Consider the following 21,502-nt stretch of genomic DNA (forward strand, 5'->3'; position numbering starts at 1 on the left):
TACGGACGCACGCGCGGACACGTGAAAAGGCTAGCCGCCCCCACCGACAGCCCCGGCCGCGGCGCCGCCCGGCCGCGGTCCTACTCGACGGTCTGGCGGCCCTCCGGGCGGGCGCTGCACGAGCTCCGGAAGGAGCAGTGGTCGCAGTGGCGGCCGGTGGCGGGTGCGAACCGCTCGTCCAGCACGCGGCCGGCGGCGGTCGCGAGCAGGTCGCCGACCCACTCCCCGTCCAGCGGCTCCTGGGCCTGGACCCTGGGGACGGTCTCGCCGCCGTCGCGGACCGGGGCGCCCTGGCGGAGCTGGACGAGCTCGGCGCCGCCGGGTGCCGGGCGCCGGCCGTCGAAGACCTCGTCGACGGCGCCCTCGCGGACGGCGAGCTGGTAGACGGCGAGCTGGGGGTGGCGGGCGACCTCGTCCTTGGTGGGGGCGGACTTCCCGGTCTTGAAGTCGACGACGTACGCGCGGCCCTGCGGGTCGGCCTCGACGCGGTCCATGGAGCCGCGGATGCGGACGGCGACGTCGCCTGCTTCGAGCGTGACGTCGAACTCGTGCTCCGTGGCCACGGCCTCGCGGCCCCCGCGGTCGGTGGTGTGCCAGCGCAGGAACCGTTCGAGGGCGGCGCGGGCGTTCTCCTTCTCCTGGGCGGACTTCCAGGGGGCGTCGAAGGCGAGGGCGTCCCAGACCGAGTCGAGGCGTTCCATGAGGACGGCCAGGTCGGCGGGGGTCCGCCCGGAGGCGACCTCGTCGGCGAGGACGTGGACGACGTTGCCGAAGCCCTGCGCGGCGGTGGAGGGGGCGTCGGCCTTCACCTCGCGGCCGAGGAACCACTGGAGGGAGCAGGTGTTGGCGAGCTGGTCCAGTGCGCTGCCGGACAGGGCGACGGGCCGGTCCCGGTCGCGGAGCGGGACGCTGCTGCGGGTGGGCTCGTACAGGCCCCACCAGCGCTGCGGGTGCGCGGCGGGGACCATCGGGCGGTCCTCGTCGTCGGTGAGCGCGGCGAGGCGGGCCAGGCGCCGGGCGGCCGCGTCGCGCAGGGCGGGCGAGGCGTCCGGGTCGACGGTGGTGGCGCGCAGCTCGGCGACGAGCGCGGGCACGGCGAGGGGGCGGCGGGGCCGGCCGGTGACGTCCTTGGGGGTGACGCCGAGCTCGGTGATGAGGCGGGAGGGCTGGTCGCCGTCCTCGGCGGGGGCCTTGACGGCGGTGACGACGAGCCGGTCGCGGGCGCGGGTGGCGGCGACGTAGAAGAGGCGGCGCTCCTCGGCGAGGAGCGCGCCGGGGGTGAGGGGCTCGGCGAGGCCGTCGCGTCCGATTCGGTCGGCCTCCAGGAGGGAGCCGCGGCGGCGGAGGTCGGGCCACAGGCCCTCCTGGACGCCCGCGACGACGACGAGGGACCACTCCAGTCCCTTGGAGCGGTGCGCGGTCATCAGGCGGACGGCGTCGGGGCGGGTGGTGCGGGCCGTCAACATGTCGGCGGCGATGTCCTCCGCCTCCAGTTGTTCGAGGAAGTTGAGCGCGCCGCTGCCGCCGGTGCGTTCCTCGGCGCGGGCGGCGGTGTCGAAGAGGGCGCAGACGGCGTCGAGGTCGCGGTCGGCGTTGCGGCCGGCCGCGCCGCCGCGGCGGGCCCGGCGCTCCAGCCGGTCGGGCCACGGGGTGCCGTCCCAGAGGATCCACAGAGCCTCTTCGGCGGTGCCGCCGCCCTGGAGGAGTTCGCGGGCCTTGCGCAGGAGCAGGCCGAGGCGCTGCGCGCCGCGGGCGTACGCGGGGTCGTGCGCGGTGAGGCGCTCGGGCTCGGCGAGGGCGCGGGCGAGGAGGACGTCGGAGGGCGCGGGCACCTTGACGCCGGCGGCGCGCTCCTCGTCGCGCAGGGCGCGGCCGAGCCGCCGCAGGTCGGCGGAGTCCATCCCGCCGAGCGGCGAGGCGAGCAGAGCGAGCGCCGCCTCGACCTCCACGCCTGCGGCCGGGTGGGCGGGGCGTGCGGGGTCGTCCCCGTACCCCGTGCCGCTGTCCGCGGCCACTTCCTCCCCCGCGTCGGCAGCGCCGGGCTCGTCCTCGGTACCGGGCAGGCCCGCGGCCTCGGCGGCGGGCGGACCCGGCTCCGCGGCGGCGGCCGGGGCGTCCGCGGGGGCGGGCAGGCCCGCGGTCCCCGCGTCGGCGGTGGGGGCCGCCCCGTCGGACTCGCCGCCGGCGGCAGGCGGACCCGGCTCCGCCGCCGGGGTGGCCGTGAGGCGGAGGGCGGTGAGGAGGGGGGCCACCGCCGGTTCGTGGCGGAGGGGGGTGTCCGTGCCGTCCGTCTCGACCGGGACTCCCGCCGCGATCAGGGCGCGGCGCATCTGCGGGAGGGTGCGGCCGCCCGCGCGGACCAGGACGGCCATGTCCTGCCAGGGCACACCGTCCTCCAGGTGGGCCCGGCGCAGGATGTCGGCGATGTTGTCCAGCTCGGCGCCGGCCGTCGGGTACGTAAAGACCTCCACCCGCCCGCCGTCCCGCGTGGCCCGCAGGGCGCGGTGCGCGCGGACCGCGTCCGCGGGGAGGCGCGGCAGCGGCATACGGGTCGTGAGCAGGCGCGTCGCCCGGAGGATGGCCTCGCCCGAGCGGCGGCCCACCGTCAGGGCCTTGATCCGCGCGCCCGGGAAGGCGGACTCGAAGTCCAGCACGTTGTTGATGTCGGCGCCGCGGAAGGCGTAGATCGACTGGTCCGGGTCGCCGAAGGCGACCAGCGTGCCGCCGGGCCCGTTCAGGGCCCGCAGCAGCCGCAGCTGCGAGGCGTCCGTGTCCTGGTACTCGTCCACGAAGATCGCGTCGTAGGCGGAGGCCGTCGACGGCGTGCCCTCCGCGAGGAGCACCGCGCGGTGCAGCAACTCGGCGTAGTCCAGCGTCCCCTGCAGGTCGAGGACGTCCAGGTACTCGGAGAGGAAGGCGGCCGCCGCCTTCCAGTCGGGGCGGCCGATGCGGTCCGCGAAGGAGGCGAGGGCCCGCGGGCCGAGTCCCAGCTCGCGGGCGCGGGCGAGGACCGCCCGGACCTCGTCGGCGAACCCGCGCGTGGTCAGCGCGGCCCGGAGGTCGTCCGGCCAGCGGATCGACCGGATCCGGCGCTGCCCCTCCAGCAGGGTGCGGACCATCACGTCCTGCTCCGGGCCGGACAGCAGCCGCAGCGGGTCGGTGAAGAGGTCGGTGTCCTGGTGGGCGCGGACCAGGCCGTAGCAGAAGGAGTGGAAGGTGGTCGCCTGCGGGGCGCGGGCACCGCCCAGCCTCAGGGCGGCCCGGTCGCGCAGTTCGACCGCCGCCTTGCGGCTGAAGGTCAGGATGAGGATCCGGGCGGGGTCGGCGCCCGCCTCCACCCGCGCGGCGACCGCCTCGACCAGCGTGGTCGTCTTCCCCGTGCCCGGCCCGGCGAGGACCAGCAAGGGGCCGGCGGCGTGCTCAACCACCGCCCGCTGCGCTGCGTCCAGCACAGGGGGATCCACCCGTTCCGGCCCGGTGCGCACGAGGCGGTACACGTCGGGGGTCCGCGTACGCCGCCGTTCGGTGCGGTCGGAGGAAGTGGTGATCACGTGAGGTGCCGGTCCTGGTGGGTCTGCGGGGTGTGGCGGTGCTGCCGTGCTGGCTCGCGCGGAAGCCGAAGAGGCAACGCTACGGCAACCGGCGAGCCCCGCGCAGTCCCCCCGGGTACCCCGGACGGGCGTTCGCCCGGCCGCCCGACCGCCCGCCCGGGCGCCGCATGGCCGAAGCTGTCAGGTGTGAGCCTCGTCGCGCCCGCCGTCCGCTCCGGGGCCCCGTCCCGGGTCACGCCCGGGGTCCGGGTCCCCGTCCCAGCGCGCCCGGCGCATCGCCAGGCGCGGCTCTCCGCCGGCCGTCAGGCGCAGCGGCGTGGCCTCCGTCCGGTAGTGCTCCAGGGCGCGCGCCTCGTGGCCGGGCAGCGGCGTGCCGTCCGCCCGCACCACGCGCCACCAGGGCACGGCTCCTCCGTACAGGGCCATGACACGCCCGACCTGGCGCGGTCCTCCCTCGCCGAGCCATTCGGCGACGTCGCCGTATGTCATCACCCGGCCGGGCGGAATACTCTCGACGACCTCCAGTACGCGCTCCGCGTACGCGGGCAGCTCCTCACTCATTCAGCACATGGTGCAGTACGCCGGCCACCCGTCGGTGGAAGTTGTGGTTCCGGACCGGCGCGCACCCTGATGCCCCGGCGGTCCCTCGGTCCGTGCCACCATCTTCCGGGCGGTGACTGGTGATACGTGATCAAGAAGAGACGGATGTGACGACGAAGGAGCAGGGTGTGAGCCCTCCGGAAGGCGCGGCGGGGGACGACGCGGCGCGCCCTGACGACGGCCCCGCCTCCCGCCCGCAGAACCGCCCCCAGGACCTCGTGCCGGACCTCGCGCCGGACCCGGCACCGGACCTCGCGCCGGACCCGGCACCGGGTCCCGCGGCCGGCCCCGCGCCCGGTCTCCCGGCCGGCCGCACCCGCGGCGACGACGGCACCGGCGCCGGGCCCGACGGCGGCGACGGTCACGACGGTCGCGACGAGGACGCGGAGGCCCCGCACGGCCACGCCCCGACCGCCGCCGACCGGGTCGAGGTGGACGAACCGCTGCTCGCCGCCCGCGTGCACCGGCCGTCCGACCTCGTACGCCTCCTCGTCGGCATCCTCGGCATCGCCGTGCTGCTCGGCATCGCCGCCTTCGCCCACGGCACCACGGTCGGCCTGGAGGAGGACATCAGCAAGGGGACCGGCCAGGCGCCGGACCTCCTGATCAAGGTGGCGGCGCTGGTCTCCAGCATCGCCGTGCTGCTGCTCCCCGTCGCCTTCGCCATCGAGCGGCTGATCAAACGCGACGGGCTGCGCATCGCGGACGGCGTGCTCGCCGCCGTCCTCGCGCACGGCGTCACCCTCGCCACCGACCTGTGGGTCTCCCAGGCCGCCCCCGCCACCATCCAGGACGCCCTCACCCGGTCCGCGGGCGGCGGGGCCCTCACCGATCCGGTGCACGGCTACCTCGCGCCCGTGATCGCGTACATGACCGCCGTCGGCATGACCCGCAGGCCCCACTGGCGCGTCGCGCTGTGGGTCGTCCTGCTGCTCAACGCCTTCACGATGCTGGTCAACGGCTACACCACGCCCTTCTCGATCATCCTCACCGTGCTGATCGGCTGGACCGTGGCCTACGGCACCCTGTACGCCGTCGGCTCCCCGAACGTCCGTCCCACCGGGCAGCACCTCCTCGCCGGGCTGCGCCGCGTCGGCTTCCAGCCGGTCAGCGCGATGCGCGCGGAGGCGCCCGAGGGTCCCGAGGCGTCCGAGACCGGAGACCGCGGCCGGCGCTACCACGTCACCCTGGAGGACGGCCCTCCGCTCGACGTCACCGTCGTCGACCGGGAGCAGCAGGCCCAGGGCTTCTTCTACCGGGTCTGGCGCCGGCTCACCCTGCGCGGCATCACCACCCGCCGCAGCCTGCAGTCGCTGCGGCAGGCCCTGGAGCAGGAGGCGCTCCTGGCGTACGCCGCCATCGCGGCCGGGGCGAACGCGCCGAAGCTCATCGCCACCTCCGAGCTGGGCCCGGACGCGGTGATGCTCGTGTACGAGCACCTGGGCGGCCGGACCCTGGACTCCCTCACCGACGAGGAGATCACCGACGAGCTGAGCCGCAACGCGTGGGAGCAGGTGCGCGCCCTGCAGTCGCGGCGGATCGCCCACCGCAGGCTCACCGGTGACGCGCTCGTGGTGGATCGTTCCGGCAATGTCATCCTCACCGACCTGCGGGGCGGGGAGATCGCCGCGGGCGACCTGGTGCTCCGGATGGACGTGGCGCAGTTGCTGGCGACGCTCGGCCTGCGGGTCGGTGCGGAGCGCGCGGTGGCCTCGGCGGTCTCGGTGCTCGGCGGGGACACGGTGGCGGACTGCCTGCCGCTGCTCCAGCCGATCGCGCTGAGCCGCTCCACCCGGGCGACGCTGCGCAAGCTGGCCCGCGAGCGGGCCCAGCGGGAGCGGGAGGCCGTACTGGAGTCCTCGCGGGCGGCGAAGGCCGCGCGCGAGGCGGAGGCGGCTGCCTCCGCGACCGCGGCCCCGACGTCGGCCGCGGCCGAGCGCAAGGCGGAGAAGAGGGCGCTCGACGACGCGCTGGACGAGGCCCGCGAGGAGGACCTGCTCAGCCAGATCCGCCGGCAGGTGCTCCTGATCCGGCCGCAGGCTCCGGTGGAGCCGGCCCGGCTGGAGCGGATCCGGCCGCGCACCCTGGTGTCGTTCATCGCGGGCGCGTTCGGTGCGTACTTCCTGCTCACGCAGCTGGCGCACGTGGACTTCGGGACCATCATCAGCGACGCGCAGTGGGGCTGGGTCGGGGCGGCGGTGGCCTTCTCGGCGCTCAGCTACTTCGCGGCGGCGATGAGCCTCCTGGGCTTCGTGCCGGAGCGGGTGTCGTTCCTGCGGACCGTGGTCGCGCAGGTGGCGGGCTCGTTCGTGAAGCTGGTGGCTCCGGCGGCGGTCGGCGGCGTCGCGCTGAACACGCGGTTCCTGCAGCGGGCGGGCGTCCGGCCGGGACTGGCGGTCGCGAGCGTGGGCGCCTCGCAGCTGTTCGGCCTGGCCAGCCACATCCTGCTGCTGCTGTCCTTCGGCTACCTCACCGGGACCGAGAAGACCCCGGAGATGACCCCCTCGCGGGCGGTCATCGCCGGGCTGCTGACGGTGGCGGTGCTCGTGCTGGTGGTGACGGCGGTGCCGTTCATGCGGAAGTTCATCGTCACGCGGGTGCGGGCGCTGTTCGCGGGCGTGGTGCCACGCATGCTGGACGTGCTCCAGCGGCCGAAGAAGCTGATGACCGGCATCGGCGGGATGCTGCTGCTGACGGGCTGCTTCGTGATGTGCCTGGACGCCTCGATCAGGGCGTTCGGGGGCGGCGAGGCCATCAGCTACGCGAGCATCGCGGTGGTGTTCCTCGCGGGCAACGCGCTCGGGTCGGCGGCGCCGACGCCGGGCGGCATGGGCGCGGTGGAGACCACCCTGACGCTGGGGCTGATCGCGGCGGGGCTGGAGAAGGAGGTCGCGATCTCGGCGGTGCTGCTGTTCCGGCTGATGACCTTCTGGCTGCCGGTGCTGCCGGGGTGGATCTCGTTCAACTTCCTGACCCGCAAGGAGGCCATCTAGAGGTGTCGGCCGCGCGCCTGGCCCGCCGGCGGGGCAGGCAGGCGCGCGGGGCGTCCGAACAGCGGGAGGTCAGAACAGCAGCAGGAGCGCCGCCAGCAGGGCGAGGGAGGTGGCGATCTCGACGGCGCCCACCGTCGGGACGCGCAGGCCCCGCCCGGGGAAGGGCGGCCGCGCGGGCCAGATAGGCCCCGAAGGGGACCGCCGGCCAGGGCGAGAGGCACGCGGCGACGGCCGGCGCAGCGCGTGGCAGGCCACCGACCCGGCACGGTGGGCGCGGGAGCTCCGCTCCCGGATCATCATCTTGCCGTACGGCACGGTCCCCGCGATGTACAGCAGGCAGGCCACCGCCGGCCGCCACGGCGCGCCCGGCTCCGCGCCGCCCAGCCGGCCCGCCACCAGCAGCATCCCGCACGCCGGGACCACCGCCGCGAGACCGTTCACCATCGCCCGCTCCCGGCCGCGACGCAGCCGAGCAGCCAGGCGGCGAAGAGCGCCGCGTGCGCCCGACCGGGCCCATTCGCGCCACCTCCATAAACGTGGAATCGGCCCGCGTGATTCACCGGCGCCCGCGTGCAGTTGGATCCCCTCCGGCCCCGCCTCCACACGAGCCCGGGAAATACCGGGAATTGGTCATGCCGACAGGGGACCTCTGTCACCGGATTCACGTATTTCTCAGGCGTAGCGTCGAAACGCACCATTGATTTCGGCCTGGAGGGTCGCCGTGGCCTTCTCCCGCGCCCGGGCCCCCTTCCTCCCGGAGGGCAACGGCTTCCTGGTGCCGCCGGCGGACGGGCGCACCGTCAAGGCGGTGTCCTTCCCGTCCGACAAGTGGCCGTGGCTGCGCGCCGCGGCCCCCGAGGCCATCGTCCTGCGCGCCTCGGCCGGCCGGTGCCGGATCCGGGAGGCGGCCGCGACGCTGCCGGGCCTCGCCCTGTGCGGCGCCGCCTGCGAGGGGGTGGGCGTGGCGGCGTGCGTGGCGACGGGTCGCGCGGCGGTCCGCCAGGTACGGACGCAGCCCCCTGCCCACCCGAACGGGTCAGCGCGCGGGCGGGGGCCGACGGGGGCGCGCAGGATGGTGGCATGCCCAAATACCTCCTGCGGGTCGCCGTCGCCGTCGCTCTCCTGGCCGGGGTGGCCGGCACCAGTGGCTGTTCCGACAGCGGGGAGGAGAAGACGCCCAAGGCCGGCGGCACCGAGGGCGCACCACCCCTGAAGTGGACGGACTGCGAGGCGCCGACGCCCGCCGAGGGGGGCGGGCAGGCCCCGCCCAAGGACTGGCAGTGCGCCACGCTCCATGTGCCGCTCGACTACGCGGACCCCGAAGGAGAAACGATTCCTCTCGCTCTGATCCGGGCGAAGGCGAGGAACCAGAAGGAGCGCCTCGGCTCCCTCGTGTTCAACTTCGGCGGCCCGGGAGGTTCCGGGATCACCACGCTGCCCGGCGCGGCCAAGGAGTACGAGGCCCTGCGCCAGCGCTACGACCTCGTGAGCTTCGACCCGCGGGGGGTGGGCCGCAGCGCCCCCGTCCTGTGCCTGGACGACAAGCAGCTCGACGCGTACTACGCCTCGGACTCCTCCCCCGACACCCCGGCCGCGGAGAAGGCGTACCTCGACAACACCCGCAAGTACCAGCAGGCCTGCGAGGCGAAGTCCGGGAAGCTGCTGCCGTACGTCGGCACCGAGAACGCCGCCCGCGACCTCGACCGGATCCGCCAGGCCCTCGGCGACGAGAAGCTCAACTACTTCGGGATCTCCTACGGCACCGAGCTCGGCGGCGTCTACGCCCACCTCTTCCCGGAGAAGGTCGGCCGGGCCGTCTTCGACGCCGTCGTCGACCCGACCGCGACCTCCGAACAGGGAGCCCTGGGCCAGGCGAAGGGCTTCCAGCTGGCCCTCGGCAACTTCGCGCAGGACTGCGTGGACCGGGGCGACGAGTGCCGGCTCCAGGGCAGCAGCGCCAAGGAGATCGAGGACAACATCATCAAGCTGCAGAAGCAGCTCGCGGCCAAGCCCATCCCGGGCATCGGCGACCGGATGCTGACGGAGTCCTCGGCCACCAACGGCATCGCCCAGTCCCTGTACTCGCAGGAACTCTGGCCGCTGCTGGAGCAGGGCCTGGACGAGGCCGAGGGCGGCCAGGGCCAGCTGCTGATGGCCCTCTCCGACGCGCTCAACGGCCGTTCCCAGAACGGCGACTACAGCAACATCGGCGCCGCCAACACCGCGATCAACTGCGTCGACTCCAAGGACCGCTACACCCTGGAGCAGACCAGGGCGAAGCTGCCCGCCTTCCGTGCCGCCTCGCCCGTCTTCGGGGACTTCCTCGGCTGGGCGATGCTGAGCTGCACCGGCTGGCCGGTCCCCGGCACCGCCGAGACCCCGGACGTCTCCGCCCCGGGTGCCGACCCGATCCTGGTGATCGGCAACACGGGCGACCCGGCCACCCCGTACGAGGGCGCCCGCAAGATGGTGGAACGGCTCGGCCCCGGCGTCGGCGTGGAGCTCACCTACAAGGGCGAGGGGCACGGCGCGTACAACAGCGGCGACCCGTGCGTGCAGGGAGCCGTGAACTCCTACCTGCTCGACGGAAAGGTGCCCACCGCGAACACGGTCTGCACCCCGGCCCCGGACGCCTCGCAGCCCCCCACCCAGCCGTCCGCCCAGCCGTCCGCCCCGGACGCACCGGTCGGCGCCTGACCGGGTCACGACGAAGGGGCCGTCACCGCACTGCGGTGACGGCCCCTTCGTGAGGGAACCGGACGGTCAGTAGACCGGCTTCTCGGGCTCGATCTGGTGGACCCAGCCGATGACGCCGCCGCCGACGTGGACCGCGTCCGCGAAGCCCGCGGACTTCAGCACCGCGAGGACTTCCGCACTGCGGACACCCGTCTTGCAGTGCAAGACGATGCGCTTGTCCTGCGGCAGGTCCTGCAGGGCGGTGCCCATCAGGAACTCACCCTTGGGGATCAGCTTCGCACCGGGGATCGAGACGATCTCGTACTCGTTGACCTCGCGGACGTCGATGATCTCGATCGGCTCGTCGGTGTCGATCCACTCCTTGAGCTGCTTCGGAGTGATCGTGGAGCCGGCGGCCGCCTCCTGGGCCTCCTCCGACACGACGCCGCAGAAGGCCTCGTAGTCGATGAGCTCCTTGACGGTCGCGTTCGGGCCGCAGACCGCGCAGTCGGGGTCCTTGCGGACCTTGACCTGGCGGTACTGCATCTCCAGGGCGTCGTAGATCATCAGGCGGCCGACCAGCGGCTCGCCCACGCCCGTGAGGACCTTGATGGCCTCGGTGACCTGGATGGAGCCGATGGACGCGCAGAGCACGCCCAGCACGCCGCCCTCGGCGCAGCTCGGCACCATGCCCGGCGGCGGGGGCTCCGGGTAGAGGCAGCGGTAGCACGGGCCGTGCTCGGACCAGAAGACCGAGGCCTGGCCGTCGAAGCGGTAGATCGAGCCCCACACGTACGGCTTGTTCAGCAGCACGCAGGCGTCGTTGACGAGGTAGCGCGTGGCGAAGTTGTCCGTGCCGTCGACGATGAGGTCGTACTGGCTGAAGATCTCCATCACGTTCTCGGCCTCGAGCCGCTCCTCGTGAAGGACCACGTTCACGTACGGGTTGATGCCCAGCACGCTGTCGCGGGCGGACTCGGCCTTGGAGCGGCCGATGTCCGACTGGCTGTGGATGATCTGGCGCTGCAGGTTCGACTCGTCGACCTCGTCGAACTCCACGATGCCCAGGGTGCCGACGCCGGCCGCGGCCAGGTACATGAGGGCGGGCGAGCCCAGGCCGCCCGCGCCCACGGCCAGCACCTTCGCGTTCTTCAGGCGCTTCTGGCCGTCCATCCCGACATCGGGGATGATCAGGTGGCGGGAGTACCGACGGACCTCGTCAACGGTGAGCTCAGCAGCCGGCTCGACCAGGGGTGGCAGCGACACGGGGACTCCGTAGATGGTGACGATTTAACGGTGGTTCTCCCCGTAACACTGCCACGCCCGTCTTCATTCCAAGACACCTGTTCCGATACGTGAGACGATTTCGTCCCAGTACCCGGGCATGGAGGCCCACGGGTCGCGGTCCCCGACGGCGCGGCGGTCGGTGAACCAGATGGTGCCGGCGCCCTGCCAGCGGGCGATCCTCATCGCCTCCTCCAGATGCGTGCGCGGCACCCCGTGGACCAGGTGGCAGAACCGCTCCGGCGGATACTCGGCGGTCCACTCCGCCACCTGCGACCAGCGGTAGTCGGCCCACGCCCCGGAGAAGGTGACCAGCTGGTCGGCGGCGTCCGCGTACCCCTCGTACGGGTGCGTGCCGTGTCCGAGCACGACCCGCAGGTCCTCCCCCAGGCCGCGCACGGAGTCCACGACCCGGCGCACCGAGGCCAGCTCCGCCTTGTCCGCCGGGGTCCCGGCGAGGTAGAAGCCGCCGACGCCGTACCAGTCCCGGAAGCGGTGGGCGTCGGAGACCAGCTCGCCGAAGGACCGTGATCCGTCCCGGACGGCGAGATGGCCGAGGACCGTGCCGCCCGCTGCGCGCAGCTTCGCGGCCGCTTCCGTGCAGTGCGGATCGGGGCGCGCGCCGGGGCCGTCGGAGACGTTCAGCACGGCCCAGTGCAGCGGTGTGCCGGGGCGGGTCAGCTCGGCCCATTCGACGGGGGCGAGCAGCGGGTGCGCGTAGCCGGGGATGCCCAGTCCGAGGCGGCCGGCCCCGGTCGCGGCCGCCGCCAGGGCCCCCGGCGGAGTGGTCAGATGCGGCACGCCGCCTCCATCCAGATGTCCGCGAGGGACTCCTCCAGGTTGATCCGGGGCCGCCAGCCGAGCCGGTCGCGGGCGGTACGGACGTCCGCCTGCTGCCACGCCCCGCAGCCGTCGGGGTACGGGTACGACTGGGGAGCGGTGGCGGCGAGCTGCTCCGCGCTGGCCTCGGAGCGGGGTGACCCGATGGAGGTCATCCCCGGCTGCGGGCGGCCGGGGTGCCCGTGCGCCTGCTGGGGTCCGCCGTGCGGCACGTCGAGCTCGTGCAGGGCGCCTCCGTATCCGGCGACCCGCGCCAGGACCGCGGCGGCGTCGCGCAGCCGGACCGCGCGGCCGGTGCCGATGTTCACCACGCCCTGGGCGGCGGACAGCGACGCGGCGTGCACGGCCCGCGCCACGTCCCGGACGTCGACGAAGTCGCGCTGCACGCCGAGGCCGCTGAGCTTGAGCTCGCCGTCACCGGACTGCATGGCGCGGCGCATGGCCTCGGCGAGCCGGCCGAGCGGGGACCCGGCGGGGGTGCCCGGTCCGACGGGCGAGAAGATCCGCAGCACGACGGCGTCCAGCCCGGAGCCCAGCACCAGTTCGGTGGCGGCCAGTTTGCTGACGCCGTACGGTCCGCCGGGTCTCGGCACGGCGTCCTCGGCCGTGGATGATCCCGGCTGGCTGGGCCCGTACTCGGCGGCGCAGCCGAGCTGGACGAGCCGGGCCCCGCAACCGCTGCGGCGCAGCGACTCGCAGATCGTCGCGACGGCGACGGTGTTGTGGCGGGTGAGTTCGCGGGCCCCGCCCCGGGTGGCGCCGGCGCAGTTGATGACGACGCCCGGGTGGACGGCGTCGAGGAAGCGCGTGAGCGCGCCGGGGCTGCCGGTGGCGAGGTCGAAGCGGACGTCGGCGTCGTCGCCGCGGCCGAGCGCGGTGAGCTGGACGGCGGGGTCGGCGAGCAGCCGGTCGGCGACGTAGCGGCCGAGGTATCCGTTGGCTCCGATCAGCAGCACCCTCATCGCGAGACCCCTTGTTCGGTTGGCTGGCCGGTCATGTCTGTTTCTCCTTGTGGACGGGTGGGGCGGGTGGGGCGGGGTACGGCAGTTGCGCCTCGGCGTCGGCTCCGAAGGGCTGGGGTGTCCCCGGCGGACCTCACGGCCCGGCGTGCGCGGACGCGCGGGACAGGGCGAGGACGGCGTGGACGAGGAGGGCGGCCGCGGCGGCGGTGGCCGCCGCCGGGACCGGGATCAGGGCGAGGGCGAGGGCTGCGGCGACGGGTCCGCGGCGGGATCCGTGCCGGAGCAGGAGCCGGGTGAGGAAGAGCAGCAGGGCGAGCGGCACGGCCACCGGCAGCGGCGCGCCGGCGAGGGCGGCCGCGGCGGTGGCGGCCGCGGTGAAGCCGGCGACGGCCGACAGCAGCAGGGGGCGGGCCCGGTCGGCGAAGTCCTCCAGGGCCCGGCTCGCGTCGAGCCGGGCCCGGGCCCCGGCGGCCACGGCGGCGGCGAGCAGGTGCCCGGGGGCGACGGCCAGCGCGAGGGCGACCGCGAGGCCGGTGCCGTACCGGTGGGCGGCCCAGCCGGCGACGGCGGCGGCGAGCAGGTGCGCGAGCCAGGGGAAGCGGCCTCCCCCGGTCCGCCCGGGCCACACCAGCGCGGCGACGGTGGCGGCGACGGCGGCGGGCCCGGCCCATGCCTGGCCCGCGGCGGCCGCCGCGGTGGCGAGGGCCCCGGGCAGCAGCGCACAGCCGAGGGCGCGGTAGGCGGACGGCCCGGTCGGGCCGGGCGCGGGCGCGGCCGCGGGCGCTTCGCCGCGCGGGCTGCGGGCGTACAGTTCCTCGGCCAGGGAGAAGACGTCCCGGTGCCGGAAGCGGGCGGCGGTGCGGTCGGTGATGCCGTGGGCCTCCAGCCCGGCGGCGATCTCCAGGGGGTCCACGGCCCGCTCGCACAGCGCGCGGTGGCGGTGCAGCAGGGCCTTGACCGGGTCCCCGCCGGCCCGCCGACGTGCCTTCTCGGCAGCCGGCGGGGCTGCGGTGTCGGGGTCGACGGCGGTCATACGGCGGCCTCCGAGGTCGGGTCCGGTGTGGGCTTGGCCCAGGTCGGGCTGGTCCAGTGGCCGGGCACGCGGGCCTCCGGGGGCCGGGCGAAGGGGACGCCGCCGTCGGGCCGTCCGGAGCCTTTGGCCAGAAGTCGCAGGTAGATCTCCCGGAAGGCGGCGACGTTCTGCTCGACGGTGAACAGCTCCAGGGCCCGGGCGCGGGCGGCGGCTCCGAGGCGTGCCGCCCGCTCGGGGTCCCCGAGCAGGGACAGGCAGGCTTCGGCGAGGGCCCGCGGGTTGCGCGGCGGGACGACGAGTCCGGTGCCGCCGATGACCTCGCAGACGGCGCCGACGTCGGTGGAGACGGTGGCGCGCCCGCAGAGCATCGCCTCGGCGAGGGTGAGGGGGAAGCCCTCGATCACGGAGGACAGGACGACGACCCGTCCGGCGCCGTACGCCTCGGCCGCGGAGGGCACGTCCGGTCCGCCGATCTCCTCGAAGGCGACCGGGTTCTCCCCGACGGTGACGCAGTCGGCGGCCTCGTCGGGGAACAGCTGCGCGGCGAGGGATCGGCAGTCGGCGAGGTACCCGGGGTCCGCGGCCGCGGTGAAGACGCGCAGCCGGGCGCTCGGCCGGGCCCGGCGGACCTCGGCGAAGGCGTGCAGCAGGGCGATGAGGTCCTTGGCGGGCTCCACCCGGCCGACCCACACCAGCGTGTCGGGATCCCCGCGGTCGGCGGCCTCCCCGACGGTGGTGAATCGGTCCGCCTCCATCCCCGGGTGGACCGTGCGCAGCCGGTCGCGGGTGGCGCCGCAGCGCTCCTGCCAGCGCCGTGCGTGGGCGTTGCCGGGGGTGAGGAAGTCGGCCCGGGCGTAGATCTCGGTGGCCAGCCGCAGGTGGAAGGCGGCGAGCAGGGCCCGTACGGCGGGGCGGGGCTCCTCAGCCCCGCCGCCGCCCAGGTGGGCGAGGTAGTGGGCGCGCAGCTGCACCCCGTACTCGGTGACCAGCAGCGGGACCCCGAAGAAGCGTTTGGCCAGCAGGCCCGGGAGCGCCGCCACCCCACCGGCGGCCGCGTGGCAGACGTCGACGGCGCCGAGGCCCTCGCCGAGGGCGTTCTCCTCGTACCAGTCGAGGGAGAGCGGACGCAGCATCCCCTCCAGTGCGTCGACGAACTCCAGCAGGTCGGTGACCTGCGCCGCCTGTACGGTGCGGCTCGCGCCGGAGGCCCGGCAGGCGGTTTCCAGGGCGCGCACCGCGGACTCGGAGCGCAGGGCCGCGTACAGCCCGCCCTGCTCCCGGGCGAGCCCGGCGAGCCCGTAGAGCCCGGCGGCGAAGGGGCCGGATTCGCCGGCGCAGATCCCGTGGACCAGCTCCTTGAAGCAGTCCGCGAAGCGCCGGCGCTCGCGGCGGGAGTAGGTCCGCCCGTCGTCGGCGGGGGCCCACAGGGGGGCCGTGCGGACGTGGGTGACGTGCTCGGGCAGCGGGACCCGGGCGCGCTCCTGCTCGGCGCTGCGACTCAGCGCGTAGAGCTCGAACTCGTGCTGCGGGAGCCCGCGCACGAGCCGGTCGCACCACAGCCTGGCCTCGCCCGTCGCATACGGATAACCACCTTCCGTGAGCAGTCCGATCCGCACGAGTGGCACCCCCGATCTCCCGTCCAGGCGGTCGCCGTCGGTCAGGCGACCCGCCGCGGGAGAACTCAAGCGGATATGCCGAAGGCGCGACGGACGGTTGTCCGTCGCGCCACCGGAAGGGGTGAAGAGTCGTAACTTTCCCGTACGGTTCGCGTTCGAGCACGCTAGAAGTACGGACGCCGAAGGCCCCAATGCCCGTGCGGTGCCGACCCGTTGGCCCGGACCGGGCCGGCCTTTGGCAGCGCGGCGACGCCGGAGTGCGGACGCGGTGTCAGTTCTCGGGGAACACCCACGGGTTGGGCCTGCACTGGATTCCGTCGATGTTCAGGGACTTGGTCTGCTGCTGCATGACCGGGGCGAGCGCCCCGGGGGTGCGGCAGTTCACGTGGTCGTGCCCGAGCCGGTGGCCCACCTCGTGGTTGATGAGCATCTGCCGGTAGATGAGCATCTGGTCCGGGCCGTAGGTCTCCGAGCCCTGGGCCCACCGGAAGGCGTTGATCATCACCCGCTCGGTCCTCGCCGAGTCGCAGGACACGTTGCCGACGACGGTGTCGAGGTCGGACTTGGCGCACCAGACGCCGGTGGTGCCGGGGCTGGCGAGGGTGATCACGAAGTCGGCCTCCTTGCCAGGCACGCGTTCGAAGCTCTTCGTGCCGCCGTGGCCCCAACTGCGGTCGTCGTTGAGGGTGCGGTGGACGGCCTCGGCGAACAGCTGCGGGTCCAGGCCCAGGCCCTGCTCGACGTCGACCCGGTAGCGCACGACCTTGCCCTTGCCGGGGGCCTTGGCCACGCCGGGCACGGTGTCGAAGGTCCCGGGCCCGGTGAGCTTCGGGTCGAGGGGCAGCTGGGCGGCCATCTGCTGCTCGTACGTCAGCTCGGGCGCGGGCGCCGCGGCGGAGGGCGCCACGGGGGCGGCCACGCCGCCGTTCGGGGTGGGGCGGCCGTCGGAGCGGGAGGCGGCGGTGTCGCTGCGTTCCTTGTCCGTGGCGGCGGGCGCACCGGCCCGCGCCTCGTCGGAGTCCCCGTCGAGGTAGGCCTGGCCGCCGACGACCACCGCGAGGACGGTGGTGACGGCCACCGCGGCGAGGCCGGTGTACGTCCGCACCTTGCGGCCACGACCGGAGCCGGACTCGGCGTCGGACTCCGCGTCGGACCCGGGCTCGGAACCGGCCGGCCGGACGACGGCGTCGGCCGGTACCCGCGGGCCGGGTACCCGGCGGTGCGAACCGGTGGAGGTGAAGGGGTCGGCCGCGGCTCCGTCGGGCGTGACCTGCGGGAAGCCCGCGGCCGGTGTACCGCGGCCGGGGGTACCGGAGTCCAGGCGGGCGGCGCGCGCGGCCACCTCGGCAGCGGGGGCCTCGGTGCGCGGGCGCGGCACCCCGCGCCAGTCCCCGTACACGGAGCCCGAGTCGGAGTCGGGCCGGGCGCCCCAGGCGCCGCCGGGCTCGTGCTGCTGGGGGTGGCCCCCACCGCGGGTGCCGGGGGCGGGCGGGTCCTGCGGGACGTACCCCTGATGGGTGACGGTCGACTCGGGCCACCCGGCGAAGGGGTCGTCGTTCCCGAGGCCGTCGTTACCGAAGCCGTCGTTGCCGAGGCCGTCGTTGCCGAAGGCGTCGTTCCCGAAGCCGTCGTGGCCACCGAAGGCGTCGTGTCCGAAGCCCTCGTTGCCGAAGGCGTCGTGTCCGGAGGCGGCGTTCCCGAAGGCGTCGTAGCCGTACCGGTCCCCGTACCCGACGGGGTCCGGCTGCGCCTGCGGGCGCGCTGCGGCGGGCGCCTGCGCCGGAGCGGACTCCGGGGCGGGCGCCCCGGATTTTCGACTGTGCCGTCCCACGCCCCTCAGCCCCTGCCGTCTTCGGTGTCCCGGTCCGCAGCCCCCGCGACGGTGTCGCGCAGCAGCTCCGTGAAGGCGGCGGCCACCACCTCGGGGTACTCCATCATCGCCACGTGCCCGGCCTCGGGCAGGCACAGCAGCCGCGAACCCCGGAAGGAGGCGGCCGCCTTGTGCGCCATACGGTACGAGACCAGCTGGTCCCGGCCACCGTAGACCAGCAGGGTCGGGGCGAGCACCCGCTGCGCCTGGCGCCACAGTCCGTGCTGGCCGCCGAGGGTGTAGGCGTCGACGATGCCGCGTGACGTGCGCGTCATCGCGTCCCAGAAGTACGGGAGGGCCATCCGGCGCTCCATCTCCTCCACCGCGTTGCGGAACCCCTCGGGGGTCACCCGGGAGGGGTCGCCGTAACACAGCTCCGTCACCCCCCGGGTGCGCTGCTCGGCCGTGAGCCCCTGGGTCATCCGGCTGAAGAGCGCGGCCACCCCGGGCAGCGCCAGGAGCGCGGTCGGCACGGCCGACCGCTGCACGCGCAGCTCGGGAAGGGCCGGCGAGACGAGCGTCAGGGTGCGCACGAGGTCGGGCCGGACGGCCGCGACCCGGGTGGAGACGGCTCCGCCGAGGGAGTTGCCGAAGAGGTGGACCGGTCCGCGGCCGGCGGCGTCCAGGTGGCGGATGACGGCCCGGGCGAACGCGGTGACCGAGTAGTTGCGGTCGGCGGGTGGCGGGGACCAGCCGAAGCCCGGCAGGTCCACGGCCTCGCCGTCGACGGTGTCCGCCAGCTGCGCCATGAGCGCCGACCAGTTCTGCGAGGAACCGCCCAGCCCGTGCACGAACAGGGCGGGCGGCAGGTCGGCGCGCTGCGGCGGCCGCGCCCGGACGGCGAGATCCAGTCCGGGCAGCACCGCGGTGCGCAGCTGCTCTCCGTCGGCCACCCGAACCGCTCCCGCGGGGGAGGACAGTTCGGGGGTGGACCGCACGCCCGGCAGCTCGGTCGAAGACATGCGGGCAATGTTACGAGAGGATCACACTCCACTTGTTGTGTTCGCGGTCACAGACACATCGCGGATCCTGGTATCCGCATAGCGGTGCCCCCGCGATCCTCCTAGGCTTGAAAGACACAAGGAAGCGAGGGGAGCGGCGATGACTGTCGACCCTGCGGAGCCGGACACCTTCCGGGAGCGGTTTCCGGAATCCCTCGATCCTGAGGCCCCCGAGGCGGACGTGGCGGAACAGCAGGCCGATCTGCGGCCGGACGACGACGACCCCGACAGCGGCGGCCGGGCCGGCCAGGCCGCGGACGGGGACGCCGCCGAGCAGGCACGGGTGGTGCAGCTGGACGAGGACGACTATCGCTGACCGGGTGCCGACCGACCGCTGACCAGCGCCTCCGGGCCGTCCGTACCGCGAGAAAACTCGGCTTGGACCCCCCAGATTCGGTTACCGAAAAGTACGATGGCGGCGCGGCGCAGAGCGCCTGTGTTCTGAGAGAAAGTGGGAGGCGGCGTGACAGCCATCGAGCAGACCGAGGCAGCGCGTCCGCGGGGCACGCGACTGCCGCGCCGGGCCCGGCGCAACCAGCTCCTGGGCGCGGCCCAGGAGGTTTTCGTCGCCCAGGGCTACCACGCGGCCGCGATGGACGACATCGCCGAGCGTGCCGGCGTGAGCAAGCCGGTGCTCTACCAGCACTTCCCCGGCAAGCTCGACCTGTACCTGGCCCTGCTGGACCAGCACTGCGAGGCACTGCTGCTGGCCGTGCGCACCGCGCTGGCGTCGACGACGGACAACAAGCTGCGCGTGGCCGCCACGATGGACGCCTACTTCGCGTACGTGGAGGACGAGGGCGGCGCCTTCCGGCTGGTCTTCGAGTCCGACCTGACGAACGAGCCCGCGGTGCGCGAGCGCGTCGACCGCGTCTCGCTCCAGTGCGCGGAGGCCATCTCCGACGTCATCGCCGAGGACACCGGCCTGTCCAAGGACGAGTCGATGCTGCTGGCCGTGGGCCTGGGCGGGGTCTCCCAGGTGGTGGCCCGCTACTGGCTGTCCAGCGAGAGCCCGGTCGCCCGCGAGACGGCGGTCGGCCTGCTGACCTCGCTCGCCTGGCGCGGCATCGCCGGCTTCCCGCTGCACGGCACCGAAGGCTGACGCCGGCCGCACGGTCCTCGCGGTGTTCGCTGCCAGCGTGTCCGCTCTGCGCGGTCCCCGTCCCCTCTCCGGGCTAATGTGGACCGCGTACGGCGCGGCTGATCGCGCGAACCGGATCGTCGGAGGGACAAAGCCGTGGAGGTCAAGATCGGCGTGCAGCACGCACCCCGGGAGATCGTGCTGGAGAGCGACCTGAGCGCCGAGGAGCTGGAGAGCATCGTCAGCGCCGCGCTGTCCGGCAACGAGCCGCTGCTGAGCCTCACCGACAGCAAGGGCCGCAAGGTCCTGGTGCCGTCCGACCGCCTGTCGTACGTCGACCTGGGTGAGCCGACCGCGCGCAAGGTCGGTTTCGGGGCGCTCTGAGCGTCTCCGTGAAGCACTGAGAACTGTCCGAAACGGCCCGGTGGTTGATTCCGCCGGGTCGTTTCCGTTTCTTCCGCTTCGGGTAGGACCGCAGTGACCCGGTTTGCCCTGACGTATGGGAGAGACCTCATGGTGGTGATGGAAGTGCTCGGCTCCGCGCTGTTGGGCCTCGCCTTGTCCGCCGCAGCCGTCCGAGTGCTCGAGCCCCGACTCCCTTCCCGGAGGACGGTGCTGGTCAGCGGGGTGCTGGGGGCTCTGTTCGGCGCCTATCTGACCCACTTCGCGCTGGGACCGGGGCACTACACCCTGATGGCGACCTTCCTCGGCGCGGTGCTGGTGTCGGCCGTGGTGCTCTCCCTGCTGCTCCGTCCGGCCCGCGGGCCCCGCAGGCGTCCCCACAGGACTCCGTTTTCGCTCCCGTCGCGGGGGTGACCCCTGAGGGCGGGCCGTGCGGCCCGCTCCCCGGAGCACGTACGCCGGCCCCGGCGCGCACACGGCGCGCCGGGGCCGGCGACGTGAGGGGCCGTCAGCTCAGGCGGCGAGGCCGAGGGCCGCCATCCGCTTGGTGTGGGCCTTGGTGATCCGGGTGAACATCTCGCCGACGGCCGCGAGGTCGAAGCCCGCCGCCATCCCGTCGACGCCGCCGACCAGCATGGTGGAGAGCGCGTCCCGCTCGGCGACCACGCGCTGGGCCTGCGAGAGGGCCTCGCCCATCAGGCGGCGGGCCCAGAGCGCGAGCCGGCCGCCGCAGCGCGGGTCGGCCTCGATCGCGGCGCGCACCTTCTCCACGGCGAAGTTGCCGTGGCCGGTGTCGTCGAGCACGCCGAGCACGAGGGCGCGGGTGTCGGTGTCCAGGTGGGAGGCGACCTCACGGTAGAAGTCGCTGGCGATGGAGTCACCGACGTACGCCTTGACCAGGCCCTCCAGCCAGTCCGACGGGGCGGTCTGGCGGTGGAAGTCGTCGACGCCCTGGGCGAAGGGCTGCATCGCGGCGGTGGGCTCGACCTCGATCTTCGCGAGGCGGTCCCGGAGCTGCTCGAAGTGGTGGAATTCGGCGGAGGCCATCGCGGCGAGCTCGGCCTTGTCGTCCAGGGTGGGCGCGAGCTTCGCGTCCTCCGCGAGGCGCTCGAAGGCCGCGAGCTCCCCGTACGCGAGCGCGCCGAGCAGGTCCACGACGGCGGCCCGGTACTGCGGCGAGGCAGATGCGGTCGCCCAGTCCTGCGAGGCGATCCCCGTGGCTTCGGCGGGGGTGCTGTCGTCGGCGGGCGAGGCGTTTTCTACGGTCGGCATGCTCCGCACAATAGCCCGCCGAATGGCGCCCCAAGTCACCACGTCTGCTCATAGCCGATCCGCCTAAACCCACCTGCCCGGTGAATTCGCCCGACACAGCTGCGCGATTCCGGGGTACAGTGGTAATGCGCCTGCCGAATACTCGGCGGGCCATCCGAATGAGGATGCCCGGTCGGTGGCCCGATCGGCTCCAACCGACCGCCCTCGGTGTGGTGCGTACGTCCATGCGTACCGCCTCCCACGAGGGGCCCCCTCAGCGGCAGAGCGCTTGAGCGAAGGCCAGTGGTCCCGCGCAGCTTCGTACGTGGCAGTACTGCAAGC

At 74.3% G+C, this 21,502-nt stretch carries 17 protein-coding genes; 6 read left to right on the forward strand and 11 right to left on the reverse strand.

The window, feature by feature from the left end:
- Positions 1–80: 80 nt before the first annotated feature.
- Both AC2RP6_RS15345 and AC2RP6_RS15350 read right to left on the reverse strand, forming a co-directional pair.
- Positions 81–3,548: an ATP-dependent helicase gene (locus tag AC2RP6_RS15345; protein ID WP_486450347.1), complete on the reverse strand. Its 3,468-nt coding sequence runs from the start codon at positions 3,546–3,548 to the stop codon at positions 81–83.
- A 183-nt stretch (positions 3,549–3,731) separates the two neighbouring features.
- The gene (locus tag AC2RP6_RS15350; protein WP_486446714.1) at positions 3,732–4,112 is read right to left on the reverse strand and encodes an MGMT family protein; all 381 of its coding nucleotides are present in this window, start codon (positions 4,110–4,112) and stop codon (positions 3,732–3,734) included.
- 167 nt (positions 4,113–4,279) lie between these two features.
- On the opposite strand from AC2RP6_RS15350, the gene AC2RP6_RS15355 reads away from it, so the two are divergent.
- On the forward strand, positions 4,280–7,144 hold the full coding sequence (locus AC2RP6_RS15355; protein WP_486446715.1) for a lysylphosphatidylglycerol synthase transmembrane domain-containing protein: 2,865 nt from the start codon (positions 4,280–4,282) through the stop codon (positions 7,142–7,144).
- Between the two features lie 69 nt (positions 7,145–7,213).
- On the opposite strand, the gene AC2RP6_RS15360 is transcribed toward AC2RP6_RS15355, so the two are convergent.
- Positions 7,214–7,588 (reverse strand): hypothetical protein, encoded by a 375-nt coding sequence (locus AC2RP6_RS15360; protein ID WP_486446716.1) that lies wholly within the window; start codon positions 7,586–7,588, stop codon positions 7,214–7,216.
- Between the two features lie 636 nt (positions 7,589–8,224).
- Between AC2RP6_RS15360 and AC2RP6_RS15365 the strand changes: the two genes are divergently transcribed.
- Positions 8,225–9,841: an alpha/beta hydrolase gene (locus tag AC2RP6_RS15365; protein WP_486446717.1), complete on the forward strand. Its 1,617-nt coding sequence runs from the start codon at positions 8,225–8,227 to the stop codon at positions 9,839–9,841.
- A 66-nt stretch (positions 9,842–9,907) separates the two neighbouring features.
- On the opposite strand, the gene moeZ is transcribed toward AC2RP6_RS15365, so the two are convergent.
- The 7 genes from moeZ to AC2RP6_RS15400 form a co-directional block, all read right to left on the reverse strand.
- Positions 9,908–11,086 carry an adenylyltransferase/sulfurtransferase MoeZ gene (moeZ, locus tag AC2RP6_RS15370; RefSeq protein ID WP_030772761.1) on the reverse strand — a complete coding sequence of 393 codons (1,179 nt, stop codon included), beginning with the start codon at positions 11,084–11,086 and terminating at the stop codon, positions 9,908–9,910.
- Positions 11,087–11,149: 63 nt separating this feature from the next.
- Positions 11,150–11,905, reverse strand: coding sequence for a spherulation-specific family 4 protein (locus tag AC2RP6_RS15375; protein WP_486446718.1), 756 nt, complete (start codon positions 11,903–11,905; stop codon positions 11,150–11,152).
- On the reverse strand, positions 11,893–12,906 hold the full coding sequence (locus AC2RP6_RS15380) for an NAD-dependent epimerase/dehydratase (RefSeq protein ID WP_486446719.1): 1,014 nt from the start codon (positions 12,904–12,906) through the stop codon (positions 11,893–11,895). The genes AC2RP6_RS15375 and AC2RP6_RS15380 overlap by 13 nt, the downstream gene beginning before the upstream one ends.
- Before the next feature lie 133 nt (positions 12,907–13,039).
- Positions 13,040–13,939, reverse strand: a complete 900-nt coding sequence (locus AC2RP6_RS15385; RefSeq protein WP_486446720.1) for a hypothetical protein — start codon at positions 13,937–13,939, stop codon at positions 13,040–13,042.
- Complete coding sequence (pelF, locus tag AC2RP6_RS15390) at positions 13,936–15,555, reverse strand: GT4 family glycosyltransferase PelF (RefSeq protein WP_486446721.1); 1,620 nt, start codon at positions 15,553–15,555, stop codon at positions 13,936–13,938. Before pelF ends, AC2RP6_RS15385 begins: the two co-directional genes overlap by 4 nt.
- A gap of 271 nt (positions 15,556–15,826) precedes the next feature.
- Entirely contained in the window at positions 15,827–17,386 is a 1,560-nt protein-coding gene (locus AC2RP6_RS15395; protein WP_486446722.1) for a DUF3152 domain-containing protein, read from the reverse strand.
- Between the two features lie 5 nt (positions 17,387–17,391).
- Entirely contained in the window at positions 17,392–18,387 is a 996-nt protein-coding gene (locus AC2RP6_RS15400; RefSeq protein ID WP_486446723.1) for an alpha/beta fold hydrolase, read from the reverse strand.
- Positions 18,388–18,526: 139 nt separating this feature from the next.
- On the opposite strand from AC2RP6_RS15400, the gene AC2RP6_RS15405 reads away from it, so the two are divergent.
- The 4 genes from AC2RP6_RS15405 to AC2RP6_RS15420 all read left to right on the forward strand — a co-directional run bounded on the left by AC2RP6_RS15405 (position 18,527) and on the right by AC2RP6_RS15420 (position 20,323).
- Positions 18,527–18,742: a hypothetical protein gene (locus tag AC2RP6_RS15405; protein ID WP_486446724.1), complete on the forward strand. Its 216-nt coding sequence runs from the start codon at positions 18,527–18,529 to the stop codon at positions 18,740–18,742.
- 147 nt (positions 18,743–18,889) lie between these two features.
- On the forward strand, positions 18,890–19,528 hold the full coding sequence (locus tag AC2RP6_RS15410; RefSeq protein ID WP_486446725.1) for a TetR/AcrR family transcriptional regulator: 639 nt from the start codon (positions 18,890–18,892) through the stop codon (positions 19,526–19,528).
- Positions 19,529–19,663: 135 nt separating this feature from the next.
- Positions 19,664–19,891: a DUF3107 domain-containing protein gene (locus tag AC2RP6_RS15415; protein WP_030029459.1), complete on the forward strand. Its 228-nt coding sequence runs from the start codon at positions 19,664–19,666 to the stop codon at positions 19,889–19,891.
- Between the two features lie 129 nt (positions 19,892–20,020).
- Complete coding sequence (locus AC2RP6_RS15420; RefSeq protein ID WP_486446726.1) at positions 20,021–20,323, forward strand: hypothetical protein; 303 nt, start codon at positions 20,021–20,023, stop codon at positions 20,321–20,323.
- Between the two features lie 99 nt (positions 20,324–20,422).
- Here AC2RP6_RS15420 and AC2RP6_RS15425 read toward each other — a convergent pair whose 3' ends face one another.
- Positions 20,423–21,181, reverse strand: a complete 759-nt coding sequence (locus AC2RP6_RS15425; protein WP_030029457.1) for a ferritin-like fold-containing protein — start codon at positions 21,179–21,181, stop codon at positions 20,423–20,425.
- Positions 21,182–21,502: the final 321 nt, after the last annotated feature.

The sequence above is a fragment of the Streptomyces sp. WAC03905 genome (assembly GCF_057371075.1).